This window comes from Streptomyces sp. NBC_01477, from assembly GCF_036227245.1.
Classification (GTDB): Bacteria; Actinomycetota; Actinomycetes; order Streptomycetales; family Streptomycetaceae; genus Actinacidiphila.
In genome coordinates this window covers 3,278,726-3,301,057 of record NZ_CP109445.1, presented here as the reverse complement: position 1 = coordinate 3,301,057, position 22,332 = coordinate 3,278,726, and the positions used below count along the sequence as shown (strand labels likewise).

Annotated in this window: 21 protein-coding genes; 7 read left to right on the top strand and 14 right to left on the bottom strand. The window is 73.5% G+C overall.

Annotated features, from left to right (window positions below):
- Both msrA (OHA86_RS13375) and msrA (OHA86_RS13370) read right to left on the bottom strand, forming a co-directional pair.
- Window positions 1-669 carry a peptide-methionine (S)-S-oxide reductase MsrA gene (msrA, locus tag OHA86_RS13375; RefSeq protein WP_329175269.1) on the bottom strand — a complete coding sequence of 223 codons (669 nt, stop codon included), beginning with the start codon at window positions 667-669 and terminating at the stop codon, window positions 1-3.
- Window positions 670-791: 122 nt separating this feature from the next.
- Window positions 792-1,445 (bottom strand): peptide-methionine (S)-S-oxide reductase MsrA, encoded by a 654-nt coding sequence (gene msrA, locus OHA86_RS13370; RefSeq protein WP_329175267.1) that lies wholly within the window; start codon window positions 1,443-1,445, stop codon window positions 792-794.
- A 121-nt stretch (window positions 1,446-1,566) separates the two neighbouring features.
- Here msrA (OHA86_RS13370) and OHA86_RS13365 point away from each other — a divergent pair, with 121 nt between their 5' ends.
- Complete coding sequence (locus OHA86_RS13365) at window positions 1,567-2,709, top strand: cystathionine gamma-synthase (protein WP_329175266.1); 1,143 nt, start codon at window positions 1,567-1,569, stop codon at window positions 2,707-2,709.
- Window positions 2,710-2,790: 81 nt separating this feature from the next.
- On the opposite strand, the gene OHA86_RS13360 is transcribed toward OHA86_RS13365, so the two are convergent.
- From OHA86_RS13360 to OHA86_RS13350, 3 genes are read right to left on the bottom strand one after another with little or no spacing between them, the layout of a single operon-like run.
- A complete protein-coding gene (locus tag OHA86_RS13360) occupies window positions 2,791-3,087 on the bottom strand; it encodes a hypothetical protein (protein ID WP_329175264.1) in 297 nt (98 codons plus the stop codon).
- Between the two features lie 25 nt (window positions 3,088-3,112).
- Entirely contained in the window at window positions 3,113-3,646 is a 534-nt protein-coding gene (locus tag OHA86_RS13355) for a sigma factor-like helix-turn-helix DNA-binding protein (protein ID WP_329175263.1), read from the bottom strand.
- A 32-nt stretch (window positions 3,647-3,678) separates the two neighbouring features.
- Entirely contained in the window at window positions 3,679-4,236 is a 558-nt protein-coding gene (locus tag OHA86_RS13350; RefSeq protein WP_329175261.1) for a MarR family winged helix-turn-helix transcriptional regulator, read from the bottom strand.
- A 205-nt stretch (window positions 4,237-4,441) separates the two neighbouring features.
- Between OHA86_RS13350 and ilvA the strand changes: the two genes are divergently transcribed.
- The 3 genes from ilvA (at window position 4,442) to OHA86_RS13335 (ending at window position 7,764) form a co-directional block, all read left to right on the top strand.
- Window positions 4,442-5,671 carry a threonine ammonia-lyase gene (ilvA, locus tag OHA86_RS13345; protein WP_329175259.1) on the top strand — a complete coding sequence of 410 codons (1,230 nt, stop codon included), beginning with the start codon at window positions 4,442-4,444 and terminating at the stop codon, window positions 5,669-5,671.
- Window positions 5,672-5,881: 210 nt separating this feature from the next.
- Window positions 5,882-6,910 carry an ATP-binding cassette domain-containing protein gene (locus OHA86_RS13340; protein WP_329175257.1) on the top strand — a complete coding sequence of 343 codons (1,029 nt, stop codon included), beginning with the start codon at window positions 5,882-5,884 and terminating at the stop codon, window positions 6,908-6,910.
- The gene (locus OHA86_RS13335; protein ID WP_443054125.1) at window positions 6,907-7,764 is read left to right on the top strand and encodes an ABC transporter permease; all 858 of its coding nucleotides are present in this window, start codon (window positions 6,907-6,909) and stop codon (window positions 7,762-7,764) included. Before OHA86_RS13340 ends, OHA86_RS13335 begins: the two co-directional genes overlap by 4 nt.
- Window positions 7,765-7,894: 130 nt before the next feature.
- Here OHA86_RS13335 and greA read toward each other — a convergent pair whose 3' ends face one another.
- Together greA and OHA86_RS13325 are read right to left on the bottom strand one after the other, a co-directional pair.
- Window positions 7,895-8,392, bottom strand: coding sequence for a transcription elongation factor GreA (gene greA, locus OHA86_RS13330; protein WP_073492805.1), 498 nt, complete (start codon window positions 8,390-8,392; stop codon window positions 7,895-7,897).
- Window positions 8,393-8,536: 144 nt separating this feature from the next.
- Complete coding sequence (locus tag OHA86_RS13325; RefSeq protein WP_329175254.1) at window positions 8,537-8,959, bottom strand: DUF4307 domain-containing protein; 423 nt, start codon at window positions 8,957-8,959, stop codon at window positions 8,537-8,539.
- Window positions 8,960-9,094: 135 nt separating this feature from the next.
- Here OHA86_RS13325 and mca point away from each other — a divergent pair, with 135 nt between their 5' ends.
- Together mca and OHA86_RS13315 are read left to right on the top strand one after the other, a co-directional pair.
- Window positions 9,095-9,967: a mycothiol conjugate amidase Mca gene (gene mca / locus OHA86_RS13320; RefSeq protein ID WP_329175253.1), complete on the top strand. Its 873-nt coding sequence runs from the start codon at window positions 9,095-9,097 to the stop codon at window positions 9,965-9,967.
- A gap of 15 nt (window positions 9,968-9,982) precedes the next feature.
- Window positions 9,983-10,285, top strand: a complete 303-nt coding sequence (locus OHA86_RS13315) for a hypothetical protein (protein WP_329175252.1) — start codon at window positions 9,983-9,985, stop codon at window positions 10,283-10,285.
- A 2-nt stretch (window positions 10,286-10,287) separates the two neighbouring features.
- Here OHA86_RS13315 and OHA86_RS13310 read toward each other — a convergent pair whose 3' ends face one another.
- The 3 genes from OHA86_RS13310 to OHA86_RS13300 form a co-directional block, all read right to left on the bottom strand.
- Complete coding sequence (locus OHA86_RS13310; protein ID WP_329175251.1) at window positions 10,288-13,602, bottom strand: tetratricopeptide repeat protein; 3,315 nt, start codon at window positions 13,600-13,602, stop codon at window positions 10,288-10,290.
- 326 nt (window positions 13,603-13,928) lie between these two features.
- Complete coding sequence (locus tag OHA86_RS13305; RefSeq protein ID WP_329175249.1) at window positions 13,929-15,245, bottom strand: RNA polymerase sigma factor; 1,317 nt, start codon at window positions 15,243-15,245, stop codon at window positions 13,929-13,931.
- An 80-nt stretch (window positions 15,246-15,325) separates the two neighbouring features.
- Window positions 15,326-15,682, bottom strand: coding sequence for a YciI family protein (locus tag OHA86_RS13300; RefSeq protein WP_329175248.1), 357 nt, complete (start codon window positions 15,680-15,682; stop codon window positions 15,326-15,328).
- Window positions 15,683-16,233: 551 nt separating this feature from the next.
- Between OHA86_RS13300 and OHA86_RS13295 the strand changes: the two genes are divergently transcribed.
- Entirely contained in the window at window positions 16,234-18,264 is a 2,031-nt protein-coding gene (locus OHA86_RS13295) for a thioredoxin domain-containing protein (protein ID WP_329175247.1), read from the top strand.
- Window positions 18,265-18,439: 175 nt separating this feature from the next.
- Here the strand turns inward: OHA86_RS13295 and OHA86_RS13290 are convergent, their stop codons facing one another.
- The 4 genes from OHA86_RS13290 to trhA all read right to left on the bottom strand — a co-directional run bounded on the left by OHA86_RS13290 (window position 18,440) and on the right by trhA (window position 22,314).
- On the bottom strand, window positions 18,440-19,105 hold the full coding sequence (locus tag OHA86_RS13290) for a double zinc ribbon domain-containing protein (RefSeq protein ID WP_329175245.1): 666 nt from the start codon (window positions 19,103-19,105) through the stop codon (window positions 18,440-18,442).
- A 179-nt stretch (window positions 19,106-19,284) separates the two neighbouring features.
- Window positions 19,285-19,902 (bottom strand): TetR/AcrR family transcriptional regulator, encoded by a 618-nt coding sequence (locus tag OHA86_RS13285; protein ID WP_329175243.1) that lies wholly within the window; start codon window positions 19,900-19,902, stop codon window positions 19,285-19,287.
- Window positions 19,903-19,912: 10 nt separating this feature from the next.
- Window positions 19,913-21,487, bottom strand: a complete 1,575-nt coding sequence (locus tag OHA86_RS13280) for an MFS transporter (protein WP_329175241.1) — start codon at window positions 21,485-21,487, stop codon at window positions 19,913-19,915.
- Window positions 21,488-21,615: 128 nt separating this feature from the next.
- Complete coding sequence (gene trhA / locus OHA86_RS13275; protein ID WP_329175239.1) at window positions 21,616-22,314, bottom strand: PAQR family membrane homeostasis protein TrhA; 699 nt, start codon at window positions 22,312-22,314, stop codon at window positions 21,616-21,618.
- Window positions 22,315-22,332 lie beyond the last annotated feature (18 nt).

The following is a 22,332-nucleotide window of genomic DNA, read 5'->3' as shown; positions in this document are numbered from 1 at the left end:
TCAGCCCTCGGCCCTGGCCGGGGCCGCCGGGCAGGAGATCCCGGTGCCGCCGAGACCGCAGTAACCCGCCGGATATCTGTCCAGATACTGCTGGTGGTCGGCGCTCGCCGGATAGAACGGGTACCGCTCGGCGGGCAGGATCCCGGTGGTGATCGCGCCGTACCCGGCGGCGGTCAGCGCCTGCTGGTAGCCGGCCAGGGTCTCCTCGGCCGCCGTCCGCTGGGCCGCGGAGCGGGTGAACAGGATCGACCTGACGTGGGTGCCGACGTCGTTGCCCTGGCGGAAGCCCTGGGTGGGGTCGTGGCCCTCCCAGAAGATCTGGAGCAGGTCGCGGTAGCCGACCACGGCCGGGTCGAAGACGACCCGTACGGTCTCCGCGTGGCCGGTCAGGCCGGTGCGGATCTCGTCGTCCACCGGGTGCGGGGTGAAGCCGCCCTGGAAGCCGGTCGCCGTGGTCCACACGCCCCTGCGCTGCCAGAACCTGCGCTCGGCGCCCCAGAAGCAGCCCAGCGCGAACTCGGCGGTCTCGAAGCCCTCGGGATACGGCCCCTGGAGGGCGGTCCCGAGCACGGTGTGCCGCTCGGGCACCGCGTAGGCCGGCGCCGGGCGTCCAGGCAGCGCCTCCTGCTCGGTGGGCATGCGCAGAGTGCGGTTCCGTGCGAACAGCATGCTCGTCCCCTCGCTGCCGGTCGGCGGCCGGTCCGCCCGTACGGCGCTTGACCCGGGCCATTGTCCCGCCGGGCGGCACCCCGCGGTACCCCGCCGGGCGCTGCTGCCCGGCAGGGCCGGGCTCAGGCCTTCGCCACACCCACCGGGCAGGACACGCCGGTCCCGCCGATGCCGCAGTAACCCGCGGGATTCTTGTCCAGGTACTGCTGGTGGTAGGGCTCGGCCGGGTAGAACGGGCCGGCCGGCCGGACCTCGGTGGTGATCTCGGGGTGCCCCGCCGCGGTCAGTACGGACTGGTAGGCGGCCCTGGAGGCGTCCGCCGCCTCGGCCTGGGCCGGGGAGTGGGTGTAGACGGCCGACCGGTACTGGGTGCCGACGTCATTGCCCTGGCGGAAGCCCTGGGTCGGGTTGTGGGCCTCCCAGAAGACCTTCAGCAGCTGGTCGTACGAGACCAGCGCCGGGTCGTAGACCACCCGCACGGCCTCGGTGTGCCCGGTCCTGCCGGAGCAGACCTCCTCGTACGAGGGGTAGGCGGTGTGGCCGCCCTGGTAGCCGACCAGGGTCGTCCACACGCCCGGGGTCTCCCAGAACTTGCGCTCGGCGCCCCAGAAGCAGCCGAGGCCGAAGTCGGCGACCTCAAGGCCCTCGGGATACGGCCCCTCCAGGGGCTTGCCGAGCACGGTGTGCCGGGCGGGGACCTGGAAGTCGGGGTGCGCGCGGCCGGGCAGGGCTTCGTCGGCGGTGGGCAGCTGCTTCTTGAAGCTGTTGAACAGCATCGGCGGATCTCCTCCGGCGCATGGGGGTCGGAGCCGCTTCGGCTCCACAGGCGTCAACGTCCGGACCGCGCCGGGGATTCCTGGCCCGGTCCGGCCCGCCGGTGGCACTACGCTCGGCGCCATGAGCGATCAGCACTTCGAGACCCTGGCCATCCACGCGGGCCAGCCGGCGGACGCGCAGACCGGCGCCGTCGTCACACCGATCTACCAGGTGTCGACGTACAAGCAGGACGGCGTCGGCGGTCTGCGCGGCGGCTACGAATACAGCAGGTCGGCCAATCCGACCAGGACCGCGCTGGAAGAGAACCTGGCGGCGCTGGAAGGCGGCAGCCGCGGGCTGGCCTTCGCGTCCGGCCTGGCGGCCGAGGACTGCCTGCTGCGTACCGTGCTCGCCCCGGGCGACCACGTGGTGATCCCGAACGACGCCTACGGCGGCACCTTCCGGCTGTTCGCGAAGGTCGTGGAGCGCTGGGGCGTCACCTGGTCGGTGGCCGACACCTCCGACGTGCAGGCGGTACGTGACGCGGTGCGGCCCGAGACGAAACTCATCTGGGTCGAGACACCGTCCAACCCGCTGCTGGGCATCACCGACATCGCCGCGCTCGCCGGGGTGGCCGAGCAGGCCGGGGTGCGGCTGGTGGTCGACAACACCTTCGCCAGCCCGTACCTCCAGCAGCCGCTCGCGCTGGGCGCCGACGTGGTGGTGCACTCGACGACCAAGTACATGGGCGGCCACTCCGACGTGGTCGGCGGCGCCCTGGTGGCCTCGGACGCCGGGCTCGGCGAGGAGCTGGCCTACCACCAGAACGCGATGGGCGCGGTCGCGGGCCCCTTCGACGCCTGGCTGGTGATGCGCGGCATCAAGACCCTCGCGGTACGGATGGACCGGCACAGCGCCAACGCCTCCCGGGTGGCGGAGCTGCTGGCCGCGCACCCGAAGGTCCAGCAGGTCTACTACCCGGGGCTGCCCGGGCACGCGGGCCACGAGATCGCCGCCAAGCAGATGCGGTCCTTCGGCGGGATGGTGTCCTTCCGGGTCACCGGCGGCGAGGAGGCGGCCGTCGCGGTGTGCGACCGTACCGAGCTGTTCACCCTCGGCGAGTCGCTGGGCGGCGTCGAGTCGCTCATCGAGCACCCGGGCCGGATGACGCACGCCTCGGTGGCCGGGTCCGCGCTGGAGGTCCCCTCCGACCTGGTACGCCTCTCGGTCGGCATCGAAGCGGCCGACGACCTGCTGGCCGACCTGGGCCAGGCGCTCGGCTGAGGTCGCGCCGCCGGCTGAGGGCAGCGGCGGCGTCGTGACCGGGACTCGGGCCAGGCGCTCGGCTGAGGTCGCGCCGCCCGCTCAGGGCAGCGGCGGCGTCGGGACCCGGCCCATGCTCACCGGCGCCCACCAGGTGTCGTCGCCGGTGCGGCCGGCCGGGTCGTGGTGATCGGGCCAGGCCATGACGGCCAGCGCGATCCCGGCCGCGACGGCGGCCAGCAGCAGCACCCACAGCACATGGTGCGCGAAGCGGCGGCGGCGTACCGTACGCCGCCCCCGCACGGTGGCCACGGCCACCAGGCCGGCCGGCACCATCGGGTGCGGGGTGTCGAGCAGCCGCCGCACCTCGTCGTCCCGCCGGTTCGGCGCCCCGCTCATGGCGCGGCCCCGTGCCCGGCCCGGCTCACTGCGCCGCCCGGCGCGCGGCGGCGCCGTCCGCGCGGTCGCGGGCCTCGGCGACCGTGCGCGGCGCGGCCCCGGACGGCGGCGCGGCGTCGGCCGGGGCCGCGGGCTCGTAGCGGTGGCTGCGCAGGGTCGACGAGGCCCTGGCACCGATCGCCCTGACCCGCTCGGGGGCCAGCCCGAGCTGCGCGGCGGTCTGCTCCTCGGCCACGCCCTCGAAATACCGCAGCGTGACGACCAGGCGTTCGCGCGGGGTGAGCCGCCGCAGGACACCGCCGCGCGGGCGGCGCCACCACGGGCGGTAGGCGAAGCGGCGCACCAGCTCCGCCCTCGCCTGGTCGTACGGGTCGTCGGCGCGCATCCGCAGCCAGTCGGCGTAGGTGCGGGCGAGGGTCGCGGTCAGCAGCTTCTCCGCCTGCTCCGGGTCGCCGGTGAGCAGTGTCGCGGCATGCAGCAGCCGGCCCGCCGCCCCGGCGGCGAACGCCGCGAATTCGGCGTCCCGTCGGATTTCCGCTGCCACCCGGCGCTTGCCCACGCGGACATGGGACGGCAACCGGGTGTTCCCGGTCAAGCCCCCTGCGTGTTCCCCTGCGACTCGAACGCACCAGCCGTACGCGGCGCCCCTTCCGCCGCCGCGGGCACCTCGTCGTCGCCGCGTCCGAGCCCGGCGTGCCAGTCGGCCAGCGCGGTGTTGAACCGGACGAGCAGGTCGGTGAAGACCTCCCGCTCATCCGGCGTCCAGCCGTCGGTGACCTCGGCCATCAGCCGCCGGCGCGAATCGCGCACCTCGTCGAGCCGGCCCCGGCCGCGCGGTGAGACGGCCAGGACCACGGCCCGGCCGTCGTCCGGGTGCGAGGTGCGCTTGACCAGGCCGGTGTCGACCAGCGGCGCCACCTGCCTGGTGACCGTGGAGGAGTCGATGCCCATGGACTCGGCGAGCGCCTTGACACCCATCGGTCCCTCCCGGTCGAGCCGGTTGAGCAGCAGATATGCGGCGCGGTCCATGGAGTTGCGGGCCTTGCCCACTCCTCCGAGCCGGGTCTGCTCCGCGCGGCGGGCGAAAAGCGCCACCTGGTGCTGGAGGCGCTCAAGGAGTTCGGACGAGGTCTCCGTCGGTTTGGACATGACCTTGAAGCTCGCGTTCTGTCGGTCCTGCGAAGGGGGATCGGACGGCGGGAAGTTGGGAGAAGAGTACGCGGACCGACTGCCTCGGTGACCCTGCACTGACAAACCGCAACCGCGTCCTGACCATGCCGTGCGGTCACCGGCGCACCCCTGCCCCGGCCGTGCCCCGGGCGTGGCGCGGGCGCGGGACTGCGAGACTGGTCGTATGGACAGACCGGCACCTTCCGCGCCCCACCCGATCACGCTCGACGATGTGCGCGGCGCGCACAAAATGCTCTCCGGTGTGGCCCGGACGACCGCGATGGAGACCAGCCGGCACCTGTCGTCGCTGATCGGCGCACCGGTGCACCTCAAGTGCGAGAACCTCCAGCGCACCGGCTCCTTCAAGATCCGCGGCGCCTACGTGCGGATCGCCGGCCTCAGCGCCGAGGAGCGCGCGGCCGGTGTGGTGGCGGCGAGCGCCGGCAACCACGCGCAGGGCGTGGCGCTCGCGGCGGCGCTGCTCGGGGTGCGCTCGACGGTCTTCATGCCGGTCGGCGCCCCGCTGCCGAAGGTCGCCGCGACCCGCGACTACGGCGCCGAGGTGCGGCTGCACGGCGCGGTCGTGGACGAGACGCTGCGGGCGGCCATCGAGTACGCCGAGCAGACCGGGGCGGTCTTCATCCACCCGTTCGACCACCCGGACATCATCGCCGGGCAGGGCACCGTCGGCCTGGAGATCCTGGAGCAGTGCCCCGAGGTGCGCACCATCGTGGTGGGCGTCGGCGGCGGCGGGCTCGCGGCCGGTATCGCGGTGGCGGTCAAGGCGCTGCGCCCCGAGGTGCGGATCGTGGGGGTGCAGGCGGCGGGCGCCGCCGCCTATCCGCCCTCGCTGGCGGCCGGGCGTCCGGTGGCGCTGGGCTCGGTGGCCACGATGGCCGACGGCATCATGGTCGGCCGGCCCGGCGATGTGCCGTTCGCGGTGATCAGGGACCTGGTGGACGACGTGGTGACGGTGTCCGAGGACCAGTTGTCGTCCGCGCTGCTGCTGTGCCTTGAGCGGGCGAAGCTGGTGGTGGAGCCGGCCGGGGCCAGCTCGGTGGCCGCGCTGCTGGCCGCGCCCGACGCGTACGAGGGGCCGGTCGTCGCCGTGCTGTCCGGCGGCAATGTGGACCCGCTGCTGATGCAGCGCACCCTGCGGCACGGCATGTCGGCTGCGGGCCGCTACCTGTCGCTGCGGCTGCGGCTGACCGACCGGCCGGGGGCGCTGGCCACGCTCCTGGGGGTGTTGTCAGTGGTCGACGCTAACGTCCTCGACGTCAGTCATGTGCGGACCGACCCGCGGCTCGGGCTCACCGAGGCGGAGGTCGAACTGCACCTGGAGACCAAGGGCCCCGAGCACTGCGCCGCGGTCGGCGCGGCGCTGGAGGACGCCGGTTATGTGGTGATCGCCTGACGTGCCCCGACGCGCCGCGGCGGCACCGTACGCGGTGAATCGGCTTGACGCGATATATCGCGTCTGACATTCTCGCGGTGTATCGCGAGAGCGCCCGCCGAACCGTTCGCGCACGGGGGGCCTCCCGCAATCGTCGGCCGATGAGTTTCGGCCGTCCGACCGGTCGTACAAGCCGTACAGCACAGCGAAGCAACGGACGGGAGCGAAAAAATGCCGGGCGCCATCTATGCCGAAGGTCTGGTCAAGACCTTCGGCGATGTCAGGGCACTGGGGGGAGTGGACCTTGACGTGCCGGAGGGCACGGTCCTCGGTTTGCTCGGGCCCAACGGGGCGGGGAAGACCACCGCCGTCCGGGTCCTGACCACACTCCTGGAACCGGACAGCGGCAGGGCCACCGTCGCGGGCATCGACGTACTCAAGCACCCCAACGAGGTCCGCCGGCACATCGGCCTGTCGGGGCAGTTCGCCGCGGTCGACGAATTCCTCACCGGCCGGGAGAACATCCAGATGGTCGGCGAGCTGTACCAGCTCAGCGCCAAGGCGGCCCGCAAGCGGGCCGACGAGCTGCTGGAGCGGTTCAACCTCACCGACGCCGCCAACCGGATCTCCAAGACCTACTCCGGTGGCATGCGCCGCCGGCTCGACCTGGCGGCGGCCCTGGTGGTCAGCCCGCCGGTGATGTTCATGGACGAGCCCACCACCGGGCTCGACCCGCGCAACCGGCAGCAGCTGTGGGAGGTCGTCCAGGAACTGGTCGCGGGCGGCACCACCGTGCTGCTCACCACGCAGTATCTGGAGGAGGCCGACCACCTCGCCCACGACATCTGCGTCATCGACCACGGCAAGGTCATCGCCCGCGGCACCTCCGACCAGCTCAAGGCGCAGATCGGCGGCGAGCGCGTCGAGGTCGTGGTGCACGAGCGGGACCGGATCGAGGACGCGGCCCGCGCGATGGCCGCGCACGGCAAGGGCGACGTCAAGATCGAGCAGCACACCCGCCAGATCACCGTCCCGGTCAGCGGTGGCGCCAAGCTGCTCGCCGAGGTGATCCGCGACCTCGACGCCCAGGGCATCGAGATCGACGACATCGGCCTGCGCCGCCCCACCCTCGACGACGTCTTCATCTCGCTCACCGGCCACGCGGCCGAGGAGCAGGACGGCGACGGCGAGGACGGCGGGGACGGGAAGAAGGCCGCCGAGGACGCGGCAGGACCGGTCACCAAGGAGGCCGTCAAGTGAGTGCCGCGACCGACACCCCGCCGCAGGTGACCCTGGCGCCCCGCCCCCGCGGCGGCGTCATCCAGTCCGCGCACGACTCGCTGGTGGTCGCCAAGCGCAATCTGCTGCGGATGATGCGCATCCCCGAGGTCGTGATCTTCGGGCTCATCCAGCCGATCATGTTCGTGGTGCTGTTCAGCTACGTCTTCGGCGGCTCCGTCAACATCGGCGGCACCTCCGACGCCGGCGACTACCGCGAGTTCCTGATGGCGGGCATCTTCGCGCAGACCGTGACCTTCGCCACCGCGGGCGCCGGCGCGGGCATCGCCGACGACATGAGCAAGGGCCTGATCGACCGCTTCCGCTCGCTGCCGATGTCCCGGGGCGCGGTGCTCACCGGGCGCACGCTCGCCGACATGGTGCAGACCGCGCTGACCCTGGTGGTGCTGGCCTGCGTCGGCCTGCTGGTCGGCTGGCGGATCCACAACGGGGTGCCGCGGATGTTCGGCGCCTTCGCGCTGCTGCTCCTGCTGGGCTATGCCTTCTCCTGGATCGGCGCGCTGATCGGCCTGTCGGTGCGCAGCCCGGAGGCGGCCACCTCGGGCGGCCTGATCTGGCTGTTCCCGGTGACCTTCGTGTCCAACGCGTTCGTGTCCACCGCCGGGATGACGCCGTGGCTGCGGCACATCGCGGACTGGAACCCGTTCAGCGCCACCGTCCAGGCCTGCCGCGTGCTGTTCGGCAACCCGGGCGTGGTCCACTCCGGCGCCTGGCCGATGCAGCACCCGGTGTGGGCCTCGCTGATCTGGTCCGTGCTCATCATCGCGGCCTTCCGCACCCTGGCGGTCCGCAAGTACCGCTCGGCGACGGCGTAAGGCCCGGCTCCACGCGTGGCGCGCGGCCTCCCGCGCGCCACGCGGCCGTACGCACGTGCCTGACGCGGGCGTGGCCGACAGCGGGCCCCCGGGCGGTCCTCCGCCGGGGGCCCGTTCGCGTGCCGGTGGCTCAGCCCTGGTACGGCTTGACGTCGAGGATCTTCACCGACGCGCTCTTGCCGTTCGGCAGCTCGTACGTGGCGTCGTCGCCGGTCCGCTTGCCGGCCACCCCGCGGCCCAGCGGCGACTGCGGCGAATACGTCTCCAGGTCGCTGGAGATGCCCTCCCGGGAGCCGAGCAGGAAGGTCGTGGTGTCGTCGGGGTCGCCGTCGAAGGCGATCGTGACCACCATGCCGGGGGCCACCACACCGTCGTCCGCCGGGGCCTCGCCCACCTTCGCGGACTCCAGGATCTGGTTGAGCTGCCTGATGCGCAGCTCCAGCTTGCCCTGGTCCTCACGCGCCGCGTGATAGCCGGCGTTCTCCTTGAGATCGCCTTCCTGGCGGGCTTCCTCGATCTTTGCGACGATCTCGGCGCGCGCCGGACCAGACAGATGCTCCAGCTCGGCCTTGAGCTGGTCGTACGCCGCCTGGGTGAGCCAGGTGACGTTGTCGCTGGTCTGTGTCACGGGTGCTCCTCGTCGGTACTGTCGTGAAGAATTGCATTGCCACCGGTAGCCGGGACGAAACCACGAGCCTAACAATTACCGGCGGGTGAAGGGAGCGGGTAAGCGGCGGGCCGCGTCGCCCGCGAGGGGCCGGCCGCCGGGGTGTCAGCCGCGGGGCGCGGCGCTGCAGCCGACCAGTTCGCCGGTCTGGCCGCGGGCGGTGGTGCGGACCGTGACGACGGTGTCGACCTGCTTGCCGTGCTGCGCCAGGCGCACGTCCTTGCGGCCCACCTCGGCGTGGTCGGAGCCCACCGAGCGGACGGTGCACACCGCGACGGTGCCGGCGCCCTTGTGGACCTCCAGGTGGATCTGCAGCGACTGGTCGGAGACCGCCTCGAACGCCACCACCTGCCCGCTGACCTTGTCGCCGGTCAGCGAGTCGTAGCCGTACCAGCCGACGCCCGCTGCGACCAGCACACCCGCCACGACGGCGGCGATGCGCAGCTTGCGGTCGGCACGGGCGTCCGCGCCCGGTCCGTAGCGGCCTTCGGGCGGGGAGCTCTGCGGACCGGCCTGGACAGCCGCCATGATCGTTCTCCAGTTCACTGACCGCGGAATTATTCGTCCCCTCGCTCGGTCACTATAGAAGGCGTGCACCCTCCGCCCACCGAGGGGGCTCCAGGAACCAGTGCAGGAACCAACGGGACTTTGAGGACACCAGCCTTGACTGAGCAGCTTCGACTGATGGCCGTACACGCGCATCCCGACGACGAGTCGAGCAAGGGTGCCGCCACCATGGCCAAGTACGTGTCGGAAGGGGTGGACGTACTGGTGGCCACCTGCACCGGCGGCGAGCGCGGCTCCGTGCTCAATCCCAAGCTCCAGGGCGACCCCTACATCGAGGAGAACATCCACGAGGTGCGGGCCAAGGAGATGGACGAGGCCCGGGAGATCCTGGGCGTCAAGCAGGCCTGGCTCGGCTTCGTGGACTCCGGCCTGCCCGAGGGCGACCCGCTGCCGCCGCTGCCCGAGGGCTGCTTCGGCCTGCAGGACGTGGACGAGGCGGCCGGCGCGCTGGTGAAGCTGATCCGCGAGTTCAAGCCGCAGGTGATCACCACCTACGACGAGAACGGCGGCTACCCGCACCCCGACCACATCATGACCCACAAGATCTCCATGGTGGCCTTCGAGGCGGCCGGCGACCCGGAGCGGTATCCCGAGGCCGGCGAGCCCTGGACCCCGCTCAAGCTCTACTACAACCAGGGCTTCAACAAGGCCCGCACCCTCGCCCTGCACGAGGCGATCGAGGCCCGCGGCATGGAGTCGCCCTACGGGGAGTGGCTCAAGCGCTGGGACGAGTTCGCCCGGCCCGAGCGGAACATCTCCACGCACGTGCCGTGCTCCGAGTTCTTCGAGATCCGTGACAAGGCGCTGCTCGCGCACGCCACCCAGATCGACCCGGACGGCGGCTGGTTCCGGGTGCCGATGGACCTCCAGCGGGAGGTCTGGCCGACCGAGGACTACGAGCTGGCGAAGACCCGGGTGGACGTCTCGCTCCCGGAGGACGACCTCTTTGCGGGCGTCAGGGAGCACTAGGCGACAATGGGGGGCGTGACAGCAACCCACGCCTTCGGCCGCCCGCTGGTCCCGCTCGCCGAGGTGAACCAGGACAAGGTGACGCCGGGGCTCCTCGGATTCGTGATCTTCGCCGCCATCGCCTTCGGGCTGTGGATGCTCATGAAGAACATGGGCAAGCAGATGAAGAAGATCGACTTCGAGGAGCAGCCGGACGTGCCCGAGCAGCCGGCCGTCCCGAGGCAGCCCGCGGCCGGCAAGGCCACCGCCGCGTCCGCGTCGGCCTCCGCCGCCTCCTCTGCTTCCGCCGCCGATTCCGAGGCAGGCCGGGGCGCCTGACCTCAGCCGGACTCCGTCAGCGCCGGGACCGCCATCACCATGCGGGCCGCGCGCCCCGGAGTCATGCCGAGCCGCCAGGCCTCCCACGGCCCGCCCGGCACCGCGCTGCCGCGCTCCAGCAGCAGCGCGTACGCCTCCGCGTATTCGTCCAGATCCGGATCGCGGGCCGGGTGGTCGTCCTTGGCCAGCAGGCCGCGCAGCGCCGCCAGCGCCTGCCGTGAGCCGTCGGCCGGGTCCGCGCCCGGCACGGGCGCCAGCAGCGGCAGCACCGTGGCCCGCAGGAAGGCCGCCCAGTCCTGGCCGCGCCGGTCGCCGAGCCCGCCGAACAGCCCTGCCGCCTCGTCCAGCAGCGTCATCGCCTCCACCAGACGCCCGTTGCCCGCGTCGATCACCGCCAGCTCCACGCACGACCACGCCTCGCCGTGCTCCACGCCGATCCGCCGGAAGTCCTGCCTGGCGTCCTGGAGCAGCTGCCGGGCGAAACCGCTGTTGCGCAGATTGCCGGTACGGGCCGCGCGCTGATCACGGGTGACCCGCGCCGAGTGGTGCCGGGCGCACGCCAGACCGTAGACGTCCCGCATCCGCGAGAACATCGTGCGCGACCGCTCCAGGGTGCGCAGCGCCGCGTCGGTGTCGCCACACTCCTCCAGGGCCTGCCCCAGGTAGTACAGCGTCCACGCCTCACCGCGGGCGTCCTCGCTCGCCCGGTGCCGCTGCACCGCCTCGTCCAGGTCGCGGGCCGCCTCCCGGGCCTCGCCGCGCGCCAGCCGCGCCCTGGCCAGCTGGGTCAGCGTCCACGCGGTGCCGCGCGGGTCGCGGGCCAGCGCGTACGACTGGCCGGCCGCGCGCAGCTCCGCCTCGCCCCGGTCGAGCTGCCCGAGCCGCAGATACACCTGGCCCAGCTGGAGGTGCGCCCACGCCTCGCCCTGGACGCTCTCGTTGGCCCGGTGCAGCGCCAGCGACTCGTGCAGCAGCTCCAGCGCGCCGCCGAGCCGGCCCATGTCGCGCAGCACCGCGCCCAGCGCGTGCATCGTCCAGGCCCGGTCCTCCTCCAGCCCGGGCGCCGCCTGGATCTCCATGCCCTCCCGCAGCTTGGCCTCGGCCTCGCGCAGATTGCCCTGGTGGTGCAGGGTGATGCCGAGGCTGTCCAGGGCGCGGGCCGCGCCCGCCGGGTGCTGCGCCTCGAAGTAGAGGTCCACCACCGTGCTCAGCGTGGACCTGGACCTGTCCAGCTCGCCCAACTGCCGGGCCGCGATGCCGGTACGCCACTGCACCGAGCGCACCAGCACCGAACGGTCCTCGTCGGGGCCGGACTTCTGCTGCCGCGCGTGCTGCGCCTGCGCCATCTCGCTGATCTCACCCAGCCGGTAGAGGTCGCCGCGCAGCAGGCAGTAGTCGCACAGCGCGCCCAGCAGCGCCTGCACCGCCGCCCGGTCGACGCCCTCGGTCTCGCGCAGCGCGGCCGTGATGAAGCTGGACTCCTCGTCCAGCCAGCGCAACGCCGTTTCCAGCGAGGCGAATCCGTGCTGCCCGAAGCGCCCGGCCCGGGTCGAGGTCCTGCCCTCCACCAGCCGCACCACGGTGTTGGCCAGGTCGGCGTAGGAGCGGATCAGCCGCTCGTGGGCGGCGGCCCGCTCGGCCGGGTCCTCCTCGTCGAACAGCCGCTCGGCCGCGAACGCGCGTACCAGGTCGTGCGGCCGGTAGCGGCTGCCGCGGACGTTCTCGATCAGCCCGGCGGCGGCCAGCCCGGCCAGCCGGCGGGCCGCCTCCTGGTCGTCGGTGGCCAGCAGCGCCGCCGCCGCGGCGGCGCCGAAGCTCGCCCGGCCCGCCAGCGCGAGGCGGCGCAGCAGCCGGCGGTTGGGCTCGGGCTGGTCGTGGTAGCGCAGCGCGAGGATCCGGTCGACCGGGTCGCGCGGCCCGAACACCTCGATGTCCTCGGCCAGCCGGGCCGGCCCGTGGTGGTCGGCCAGCGCCGCCCCGGCGATCCGCAGCGCTATCGGCAGCCCCGCGCACAGCCCGCTGAGCCGCTCGGCCTCCGCGGGGCCCGGCTCCGGCAGGCCCGCGGCCCGCGCCAGCTCCCGCAGCAGTCCGTGCGCGCCCTCGGGCGCCAGCGGGCCGACCGCCCGATAGTGGACCCGGGCGCCCGGCAGCTCCAGCGGCAGCGGCTCGCGCGCGGTGACCAGCACCAGGCTCTCGGACCGCTCGGGCACCAGCGCCTGTATCTGGGCCGGGTCGGTGGCGTCGTCCAGCACGATCACCACCGGAACACCCGTCAGGTGCTGCTGGTACTGCTCGCTCAGCCGGCGCAGATGCTGCTCCTGGTTCTGCCGCTCCCGGAACAGGAGCTGGTCGCGCGGCGCACCGAGCCGGTTCAGCAGGTGCAGCAGCGCGTCCCGTACCGGCAGCGGCGCCCGGCCGTCGCCCGCGCCGCGCAGGTCCACCACGCACGCGCCCCTGAACTGGTCCTTCAACTGCCGTGCCGCGCGCACCGCGAGCGCGGTGCGCCCGCTGCCGGGCGGCCCGTGCAGCACCACGACGGTGGGCTGGACGGCGGCGGAGGCCCTGGCCTGGTGCACGGCCTGGGCGATGTACGCCATGTCGGTCCCGCGGCCGGTGAAGGGGCCCTCGGCCGAGGGGAGCTGGCCGAACGACTGGTCGAGCAGCGCCCGGGTGCGGGCCGCCGCGCTGCGGTCGGCGCCGGGTCTGCGCGGGCTCGGCGGCTTGGGCGAGGACCGCGCCAGCTTCACGCCCTTGGCGGCCTTCCGCGCCGGGGCGGGCTCGTCGCCCGCCGCGGCCAGGAAGGGCCGCACGCCACGGCGTTCCAGCGCGGACAGCCACAGCAGCCGCAGTTGCTCCGCGCCGCCGGGCGCGCCGCGCTCGGGGGCCGCGGCCCGCCTGGCCGCCCGGCCCCTGGCGGCAGCGGCGCCGAGGGTGGCGACCCCCGCGGCGCCCACCGCGGCGCCGGTCACCAGCGAGGCGCTCACGGACAGCCCGTGGCCCAGGTCGGCCCCGAAGGCGACGGCCGCCGCCACACCGGTCACCAGGCCGCCGGCCGTACTGCCCGCCGCCCCGGCCGTCCGGCCCGGCGCCGCCCCGCCGCCCGCGGCGGCGCCGGGGACCTCGCGGGCCTCCAACGCCCGCTGATAGGCCGCGTATTCGGCCGCCGCCGTGTCGGTGATCTCGTCGAACCGCTCGCGCGCCCGCCGCAGCAGCGCGTCCGCGTCGACCGCGGAGCCCTGCTCGGCCACCAGCCGCGCCAGCAGCCGCTCCGCGGCGGTGCGATCGGCTGCCCGCAGTGCGATTCGTGAGTCCGGCACATCGTCCTCCCCGGTGACGCCCGACACGTCGTCGGATGGGTTTGGTGCCCGCCCGCGACCTGCGTCAAGCGTCGCGGGCCGGTCCGATCCGGTGCCGAATCCGTTACTGCCGGGGCGAGTACGCGAGACAGCGGGCGTACGGCTTTGGCTTTCCGAGGCCCATTCGTGGCCAACTTCTGACGCTTTGCCGACCGTTGTTGATCGATTCCCGGCACGTTCCTGCCAAGGTGCTGCCTGCGTCCTGCCAGACTCCTGCCCGGCTCAGGACACGGGCGGGCCGGGGCGTGGCGAGCCTGGGCGCGGTGCGGCCGTACGTCCGGCCGGCCTCAGGACGCCGCCCCCAGGTCGGCCGCGCGGCGGAGCAGCAGGGTGCGCTCGGCGCCGTTGCGGGTCAGCCCGGCCGCCCGGACGAACTCGTCCCGCGCCTCGGCCGTACGGCCCAGCCGGGCCAGCAGGTCGCCGCGGACGCTCGGCAGCAGGTGGTAGCCCTCCAGCGCGCCGCCCGCCGCCAGCGCGTCGGCCAGCACGAGCCCGGCCGCGGGGCCCTCCGCCATGCCGACCGCGACCGCCCGGTTCAGCTCCACCACGGGCGAGGGCGCGGTGCCGGCCAGCGCGCGGTAGAGGCCGGCGATCCGCGGCCAGTCGGTGTCCTCGGCCCGTACCGCCTGCGCGTGGCACGCGGCGATCGCGGCCTGGAGCGCGTACGGTCCCGGCGCGGCCCCGCGCGCCCTGGCCGCCGCGTCCGCCCGGGCCAGCGCCGCGAAGCCGCGGTGGATCAGCAACTGGTCCCAGCGTCTGCGGTCCTGGTCGAGCAGCATCACCGGGGCGCCGCCCCTCGTCCGCGCCGCCGACCGCGACGCCTGCACTTCGAGCAGCGCCGCGAGCCCGTGCACCTCCGGCTCGGCCGGCATCAGCCCTTGCAGCACCCGGGCCAGCCGCAGCGCGTCCTCGCACAGCCCGGGCCGCATCCAGTCGTCGCCCGCGGTCGCGGAGTAGCCCTCGTTGAAGATCAGATAGACCACTTCGAGCACCGACGCCAGCCGCTGCGCCAGCTCGGCGCCCCGCGGCACCTCGAACGGCACCTTCTCCTTCGCCAGAGTGCGCTTGGCCCGTACGATGCGCTGCGCGACGGTCGGCTCCGCGACCAGGAAGGCCCGCGCGACCTCGTCCGTCGTCAGCCCGCCGAGCAGCCGCAGCGTCAGCGCCACGCGTGCCTCCCGGGACAGCACCGGGTGGCACGCGACGAAGACCAGCCGCAGCAGGTCGTCCCCGATGCCGCCGTCGTCGGCCGCGGCGTCCCCGGGCGCGTCGAAGGCCGCCGCGCCCTGGGCGGTCTCCAGCTCGTGGCCGAGCAGTTGCAGCTTGCGCGCGAAGGTCTCGTTGCGGCGGATCAGGTCGATGCCGCGCCGCTTTGCGGTGGTCATCAGCCACGCCCCCGGATTGCGCGGCACCCCGTCCCGCGGCCACTGCTCCAGCGCGGCGACCAGCGCGTCCTGCGCCAGCTCCTCGGCGACCCCTATGTCGTGCACCAGCCGGGTCAGCCCGGCGATCAGCCGCGGCGACTCGATCCGCCACACCGCTTCCACCGCCCGGCGGGCCCGGTCGGCGTGCGGCGGCGGAGTACGGTCGTCGGCTGCTGTCACGGTCACTCATCAGAGCAGCCGCGGGGCGCCCTCGCAAAGCGGCGCCCCGCCACGGCCCTCCCCGCGTTTTTCCCCCTGCCCTACGCGGGCTCCTCCACCTGCCTGATCTCGGTCTCGATCTCCCACTCGTCCCCGTGGACGGCCAGGAAGCGCGACGCCCACTGCACCGCCTCGTCCAGCGACTTCGCCTGGAGCATGGCGTAGCCGCCGATGACCTCCTTGGCCTCGGCGAACGGCCCGTCGAGCACGGTCTGCTTCCCGCCGGACTGCCGGATCACCGCCCCGCTCCCGACCGGCCGCAGCCCCCCGGTGTCCAGCAGCACGCCGGCCTTGGTCATCTCCTCCAGCAGCACACCCATCTCCGTCATCAGCTGCTCACTGGGCCCGTCGGAGGGAGCCTTCGCGGGGTCGAGCCGCAGCAGCATCATGTAGCGCATCGTGACGTCCTCTTTCTCTTTCCATCCGTTCGATCACCGTCCGAGGGCCGCTCACCGTGCCCTCACCGACGCGTCGAACGGCTGACGCCGGGATCGACACGGCGCGGAAGGTTTTTTCGCGGGACCTTGCGGCTTGCCGTGCCACCGGTGCCGGTGAACTCGCACGCACGTCGTGGTGGACCCCGCGCGGGTGCGGGGCGCCAGCTCCTGAGGGGCGACGGGATGGAGCTGCCGATGACTGTCGAAGCGCCGATTTCGCGATACCCGGCCCACCGGCGCCGGTTACGTCGCCGCGCACACGCACACGTACGGCTCGGGCAAGCTGCCCATCGGACTGGCCGACGGGCGGAACTACACCCTTGACCTGGACGAACTGCCCCGGCCTGAGGCGGACACCCGCTGACCGACCCGGTTCGCCGTCCGGTTCGCCGAGCTCCGCGGCCTGACCGCACGGGCCTCGCCCGCTGCGCCGATCCGTGCTGTCTGCCCCGCAGCGCTGTTCTCCGGTCCGGCTCTGCGCGTTGGGCGGCTCACCGTGGCAGAGTGTTGCCGTGAACCGACTCGGCGACGCGACCTCGCCCTATCTGCTGCAGCACGCGGACAACCCGGTGGACTGGTGGCCGTGGGGGCGGGACGCGTTCGAGGCGGCCCGCAAGCGCGGGGTGCCGGTGCTGCTCAGCGTCGGGTACAGCGCGTGCCACTGGTGCCACGTCATGGCGCACGAGTCCTTCGAGGACGACGCGACCGCCGGGTATCTCAACGCGCACTTCGTCTCCGTCAAGGTCGACCGCGAGGAGCGGCCCGACGTCGACGCCGTCTACATGGAGGCGGTGCAGGCCGCGACCGGGCAGGGCGGCTGGCCCATGACGGTGTTCCTGACGCCCGACGCCGAGCCGTTCTACTTCGGTACGTACTTCCCGCCGCAGGCGCGGCAGGGGATGCCCGGCTTCATGGACGTGCTGGAGGGCGTCGTCGCCGCGTGGCGTGACCGGCGCGAGGAGGTCGGCGACGTCGCGGGGCGCATCGTGCGCGACCTCGCCGACCGGGCCGGGGCGTACGGGGCCGCCGTCACACCCGGTGACGCCGAGATGAGCGGCGCGCTGCTCGGCCTCACCCGCGAATACGACGCCCGGCGCGGCGGCTTCGGCGGCGCGCCGAAATTCCCGCCGTCCATGGCGCTGGAGTTCCTGCTCCGCCACCACGCCCGCACCGGCGCCGAGGGCGCGCTCCAGATGGCCCGCGACACCTGCGAGGCGATGGCCCGCGGCGGCATCTACGACCAGCTCGGCGGCGGCTTCGCCCGCTACAGCGTCGACCGCGACTGGTGCGTACCGCACTTCGAGAAAATGCTGTACGACAACGCGCTGCTCACCCGGGTCTACGCGCACCTGTGGCGGGCCACCGGCTCCGACCTGGCCCGCCGGGTCGCGCTGGAGACCGCCGAATTCATCATCGGCGAACTCGCCACCGACGAGGGCGGGTTCGCCTCCGCGCTGGACGCCGACAGCGACGACGGCAGCGGCGCGCACGCCGAAGGCGCGTATTACGTCTGGACGCCCGCCCAGCTCATCGCCGAACTCGGCGAGGCCGACGGGGAATTCGCCGCTGAATACTTCGGGGTCACCCAGGAGGGCACCTTCGAGGAGGGCGCCTCCGTGCTCCAACTCCCGCAGGGCGGCGGGGTGGTGGACGCCAGCCGGGTCGCCTCGGTGCGCGACCGGCTGCTCACCGCCCGCGACCGCCGGCCCCGCCCGGGCCGCGACGACAAGGTTGTCGCCGCGTGGAACGGCCTGGCGATCGCCGCACTCGCCGAGACCGGCGCCTACTTCGACCGTACGGACCTGGTGCAGGCCGCCGTCGACGCGGCCGACCTGCTGGTCCGCGTCCACCTCGACGGACGCGGCCGGCTCACCCGCACCTCGCGGGACGGCGTCGCGGGTGCCAACGACGGTGTGCTGGAGGACTACGCCGACGTCGCCGAGGGCTTCCTCGCGCTCGCCTCGGTCACCGGCGAGGGCGTCTGGCTGGACTTCGCCGGGCTGCTGCTCGACTCGGTGCTGCACCACTTCACCGCGGACGACGGCACGCTCTACGACACGGCGGACGACGCGGAGGCCCTCATCCGGCGGCCCCAGGACCCCACGGACAACGCGACGCCGTCCGGGTGGACCGCGGCGGCCGGCGCGCTGCTGTCGTACGCCGCGCACACCGGCGCCGAGCCGCACCGCACGGCGGCGGAGCGGGCGCTCGGCGTCGTCGGCGCGCTGGCGGCGAAGGCGCCGCGGTTCATCGGCTGGGGGCTCGCCGTCGCCGAGGCCGCGCTCGACGGGCCGCGCGAGGTGGCCGTGGTCGGCCGCACCGGCGACCCGCTCACGGCAGAGCTGCACCGCACCGCCCTGCTGGGCGGCGCGCCCGGCGCGGTGGTCGCCGTCGGCGAGGAGGGCACCACGGAATTCCCGCTGCTCTTCCAGCGCCCGACCCGCGGCGGCCGGGCCGCCGCGTACGTCTGCCGCCACTTCGTCTGCGACGCGCCGACGTCCGACCCCCGCGCCCTGCGCAGCCAGCTCCGTACCCCGCAATGAGCACACGCGGCGGCGTACGGCTCGCGCACCGAGCGACCGCGTACGGCGCCGGGCGGCGGGACCGCTCCCGCGCCGTGCGGCGACCGCGTACGGCGCGCCCGGCCGCCCGCCCCGCGCGGGCACCCGCGTCAGGCGCCGAGGAACGGACCCCGGCGCCCCGGCGCCCCCGCCCGGCTCAGCGGCGGGTGCCGCAGCCCGGGCAGAAGGCGGCGCCCGCGGGGATCTCGGCGCTGCACGAAGCGCAGGCGTCCCGCTGGGCCAAGTGGTGGCCGCAGTGCGGGCAGAAGGCCGAGCCGTGGGTCTCGCCCTGGCACTGCGGGCACACCAACTGCCGGTCGGCGCCGACGTCGAAGGCCCCCGCCGCGTTCTGGCCCGTGCTGTAGGCGCGCTCGGAGACCATGTCGTTCAGGCCGCGCTGCCGGGCGGCGACCGCCTCGGCCGCGGTGTCGGGCGCGCAGCTCAGGCAGATGCCCTGGCCGGCGTTCCAGCAGCGGTTGCACACGTAGTTCGTACAGCGCGGGCAGCGGTTGAAGTGGCCCTGGGCGTTGCTGATCGCGCGCTGGAAGGCGGCGTCCCGCGAGCCGCCGTAGTTCGCCCCCGCCAGGCCGTCGGCCGCGCTGGAGACACCGCTGCCGGTACGGCCGAGCAGGCCGTAGGCGGCGGTGACGCCCTTGCCGACCCAACTGGCCATCCTGCCGCCGGTGTACGCCTCGAAGGGCGAACGCCAGGTGTCCTGGCAGCGGTTGCAGGAGAACTCGAACTGGAAACCCGCGCCGGTGCCGTGCTCCTGGCACAGATCACGGTAGTTGTTGCTGAAGTAGATCTCCGCAGTCAAGGCCACGCCTCCCCGAGCGCCCGCCGGCCGGCCCCTTGCGGCCGGCCGTCCACCGGCAAGGGACGCCCCCGTACACCCTTCCGGTTCTGCCCATCGGTCAGTCAGGCCGGGGCAGTTCGCCCCACTGTCGCACATCGCCGGAGGACGCCGCCCGCCCACCGGGTAAAGCGGCCGGGCGACACGCCCTAGATGTCGAGGCCGCGGTTGAGGATGCGCAAGGAGCGGTCGATGAGGCCCAGGAGGTCGTCCTCGGGGGCGTTCTCGACCCAGAACATCGTGGCCTCGTGGAGGACGCCGAAGACGGCCGCGGTGAAGACCCGCACCTCCAGCGCGTCCGCGGGACGCCCGGTGCGGTCCGCGATGATCCCGCCGAGCAGCCGTCCCGTCGCGGACATGGTCTCGTGGGCGCGGGCCCGGATCGCCGGGACGTCCCGGACCAGTTCCTCGCGCTGCACCATCTCGGCCCGCTCGGCGGGGTCGTTGAGCACGCCGCTGAGCGCCTGGTGCATGACCATCCGCAGCGAGACCAGCGGCGGTTCGCCGGCCGGGCGGCTCCGCAGCAGGTCCGCCATCAAATCGTCGTACTCGTCCGTGAGGACGATGTCCTCCTTGGTCGGGAAGTAGCGGAAGACCGTGCTCGGTGAGACGTCCGCCTCCGCCGCGATCCGGTCGACCGGCGTGGCGTCGTAGCCGTGCTCGGCGAACAGCCGGTACGCGGCGGCGCGGATGGCCTGCCGGGTCTGGACCTTCTTGCGTTCCCGCAGGCCGGCCCGGGGGGTGGCATCGGAGGTTCGAGGGGACATGACGTCATTGTCAGGCATCCGCCCGCTGCCCGGCCATCGCGTCGGCGCCCGCGCCGGCGGCCTCGGCCGGTGCGGGCCGGGCGGCGCGCGGGTTGGGCAGGAACGCCGCCACCAGCACCGCCGTGGCCAGCGAGGCGGCCCCGCACACCACCAGCGCCAGGTTCATCCCGTGCAGGTAGGAGGCGTCGGCGGACGCGGTCAGCGCCCGGTCGCCGAGCCGCGCGGCCACCGCGTGCGCGCCGACGACCGAGTCGCGGGCGGTGTGCGCGGCCTCGGGCGACAGCCCGCCGGTGTCGAGCCGGTCGGTGTAGCCGGCGGCCAGCACGCTGCCGAGGATCGCGACGCCGACCGCCGCGCCGGTCTGCCGCAGCGTCTGGAGCAGCCCGGAACCGCTGCCCGCGCGCTCCCTCGGCAGGGCGCCGAGCGCGCTGTTCATGGACGGCACGATCGACAGGCCGAAGCCGACCCCGGCGACGGCCAGCCACAGCGCGGTGCCGCCGTAGCCGTCCCCGACCGCGGTGGTGGCGCCCAGGAAGGCGCCGGCCGCCAGCGCGAGCAGCCCCGCGACGATCACCGGGCGCGGCCCGGTCCTGGCGACCAGCGCCGGGCCGAGCCTGGCGGCCACCATCAGCCCGCCCATCATCGGCAGCAGCCGCAGTCCGGTGCCGAGGGCGTCGTAACCCAGCGTGGTCTGGAGGTAGGACGGCAGGACGAAGATCATGCCGGTGAGGATGAAGCTGACCAGGGTGGCGGCGACGGCGTTCCACAGGAAGCCGCGCTGGCGCAGCAGGCTCATGTCGAGCATGGGCCGCTCGACGGTGCGCTCGCGCAGCACGAGTGCGGCCAGCAGCGCTATGGAGGCGGCGAGCACCGTGACGACCAGCGGGTCGCCCCAGCCGCGGGACGGCGCCTCGATGATGCCGTAGACGAGTGCGCCCAGGCCCGCGGCGGCGTAGAAGGTGCTGGAGGCGTGCACGCGCGGTGCGGCCGGGTCGGTGGTCTCGGGCAGCAGCGCGAAGCAGGCCACGATCGCGAGCGCGACCAGCGGGATGTTGATCAGGAAGACCGACCCCCACCAGAAGTGCTGGAGCAGGGTGCCGCCGATGATCGGGCCGAGCGGCATGCCGAAGGCCATCGCGGTGCTGACCAGTGCGACGGCCTTGGGGCGTTCGGCCGCGCCGAAGAGCGACGGGATCACCGAGAGCGCCAGCGGCATCACGAAGGCGCCGCCGAAGCCCATCACCGTACGGGCGGCGATGACCAGCCCGGGGGTGTCGACCAGCGAGCCGATGACGGAGCCGGCGAGGAAGACCGCGAGGCCCGCGACCAGCATCCGGCGCCGCCCGAAGCGGTCGCCGATCAGGCCGGCGGGCAGCATCACGGCGGCGAAGACGACGGTGTAGGAGTCGACGATCCACTGCATGTCGCCGGTGTCGGCGCCGATCCGGTCGGCCATCGTCGGCAGGGCGACATTGAGGATCGTGGTGTCGAAGCTGAGCACCAGCATGCTCATGCACAGCGCGATCAGCGCCAGCCAGCGCCGGGGGTCCGGCTGGGGAGGCGCGGCGGAGGACGGGAGGGACATCGGGACTCCTGGAAGCGTGCGTCAAATGAAAGCGACTATCAAAAGAGCGTAGCTCTCATTCGGGCGCGCGAAAAGCCCGCACCCCCGTCGATCGGGGTGCGGGCTCGGTGGAGCGGTGCCGCCGGGGGCTATCCGTGCTGGTAGGCGACCAGGGAGATGCCGACGTAATGGACGATGAACGCGACCAGGGTGAGGGAGTGGAAGACCTCGTGGAAGCCGAACCAGCGCGGTGACGGGTTGGGCCGCTTGAAGCCGTAGACGGCCGCCCCCGTGCTGTAGAGCAGGCCGCCGGTGATCACGCAGACCAGGACGGCGACCCCGCCGGTGCGCAGGAAGTCCGGCAGGAAGAAGACCGCGACCCAGCCCAGCGCGATGTAGCACGGGGTGTAGAGCCAGCGGGGGGCGCCGACCCAGAAGACCCGGAAGGCGATACCGGCCAGCGCGCCGGCCCACACCATCCACAGCAGCAGCCGCGAGGTGCCGCCGGGCAGCAGCAGTATCGCCAGTGGTGTGTAGGTGCCCGCGATGATCAGGAAGATGTTCGCATGGTCAAGCCGGCGCAAAATCCCGGCGGCGCGCGGACCCCAGTCACCCCGGTGGTAGAGCGCGCTCACGCCGAACAGTGCGCACGCCGAGAGCGCGAACACCGCGCAGGCGATCCGTCCCCTGCTGCTCTGCGCGAAGGCGGTGAGCACCACGCCCGAGATCAGCACCGCGGGGAACATGCCCGCGTGCAGCCACCCTCTGAGCTTGGGTTTTATGGGTTTCAGCTGGTCGAGTCCATCGACTTCCGAGGGCACTTCTGCAGTGTTGTCGACGGCGCTCATGGCGTCAATCCTACCTAC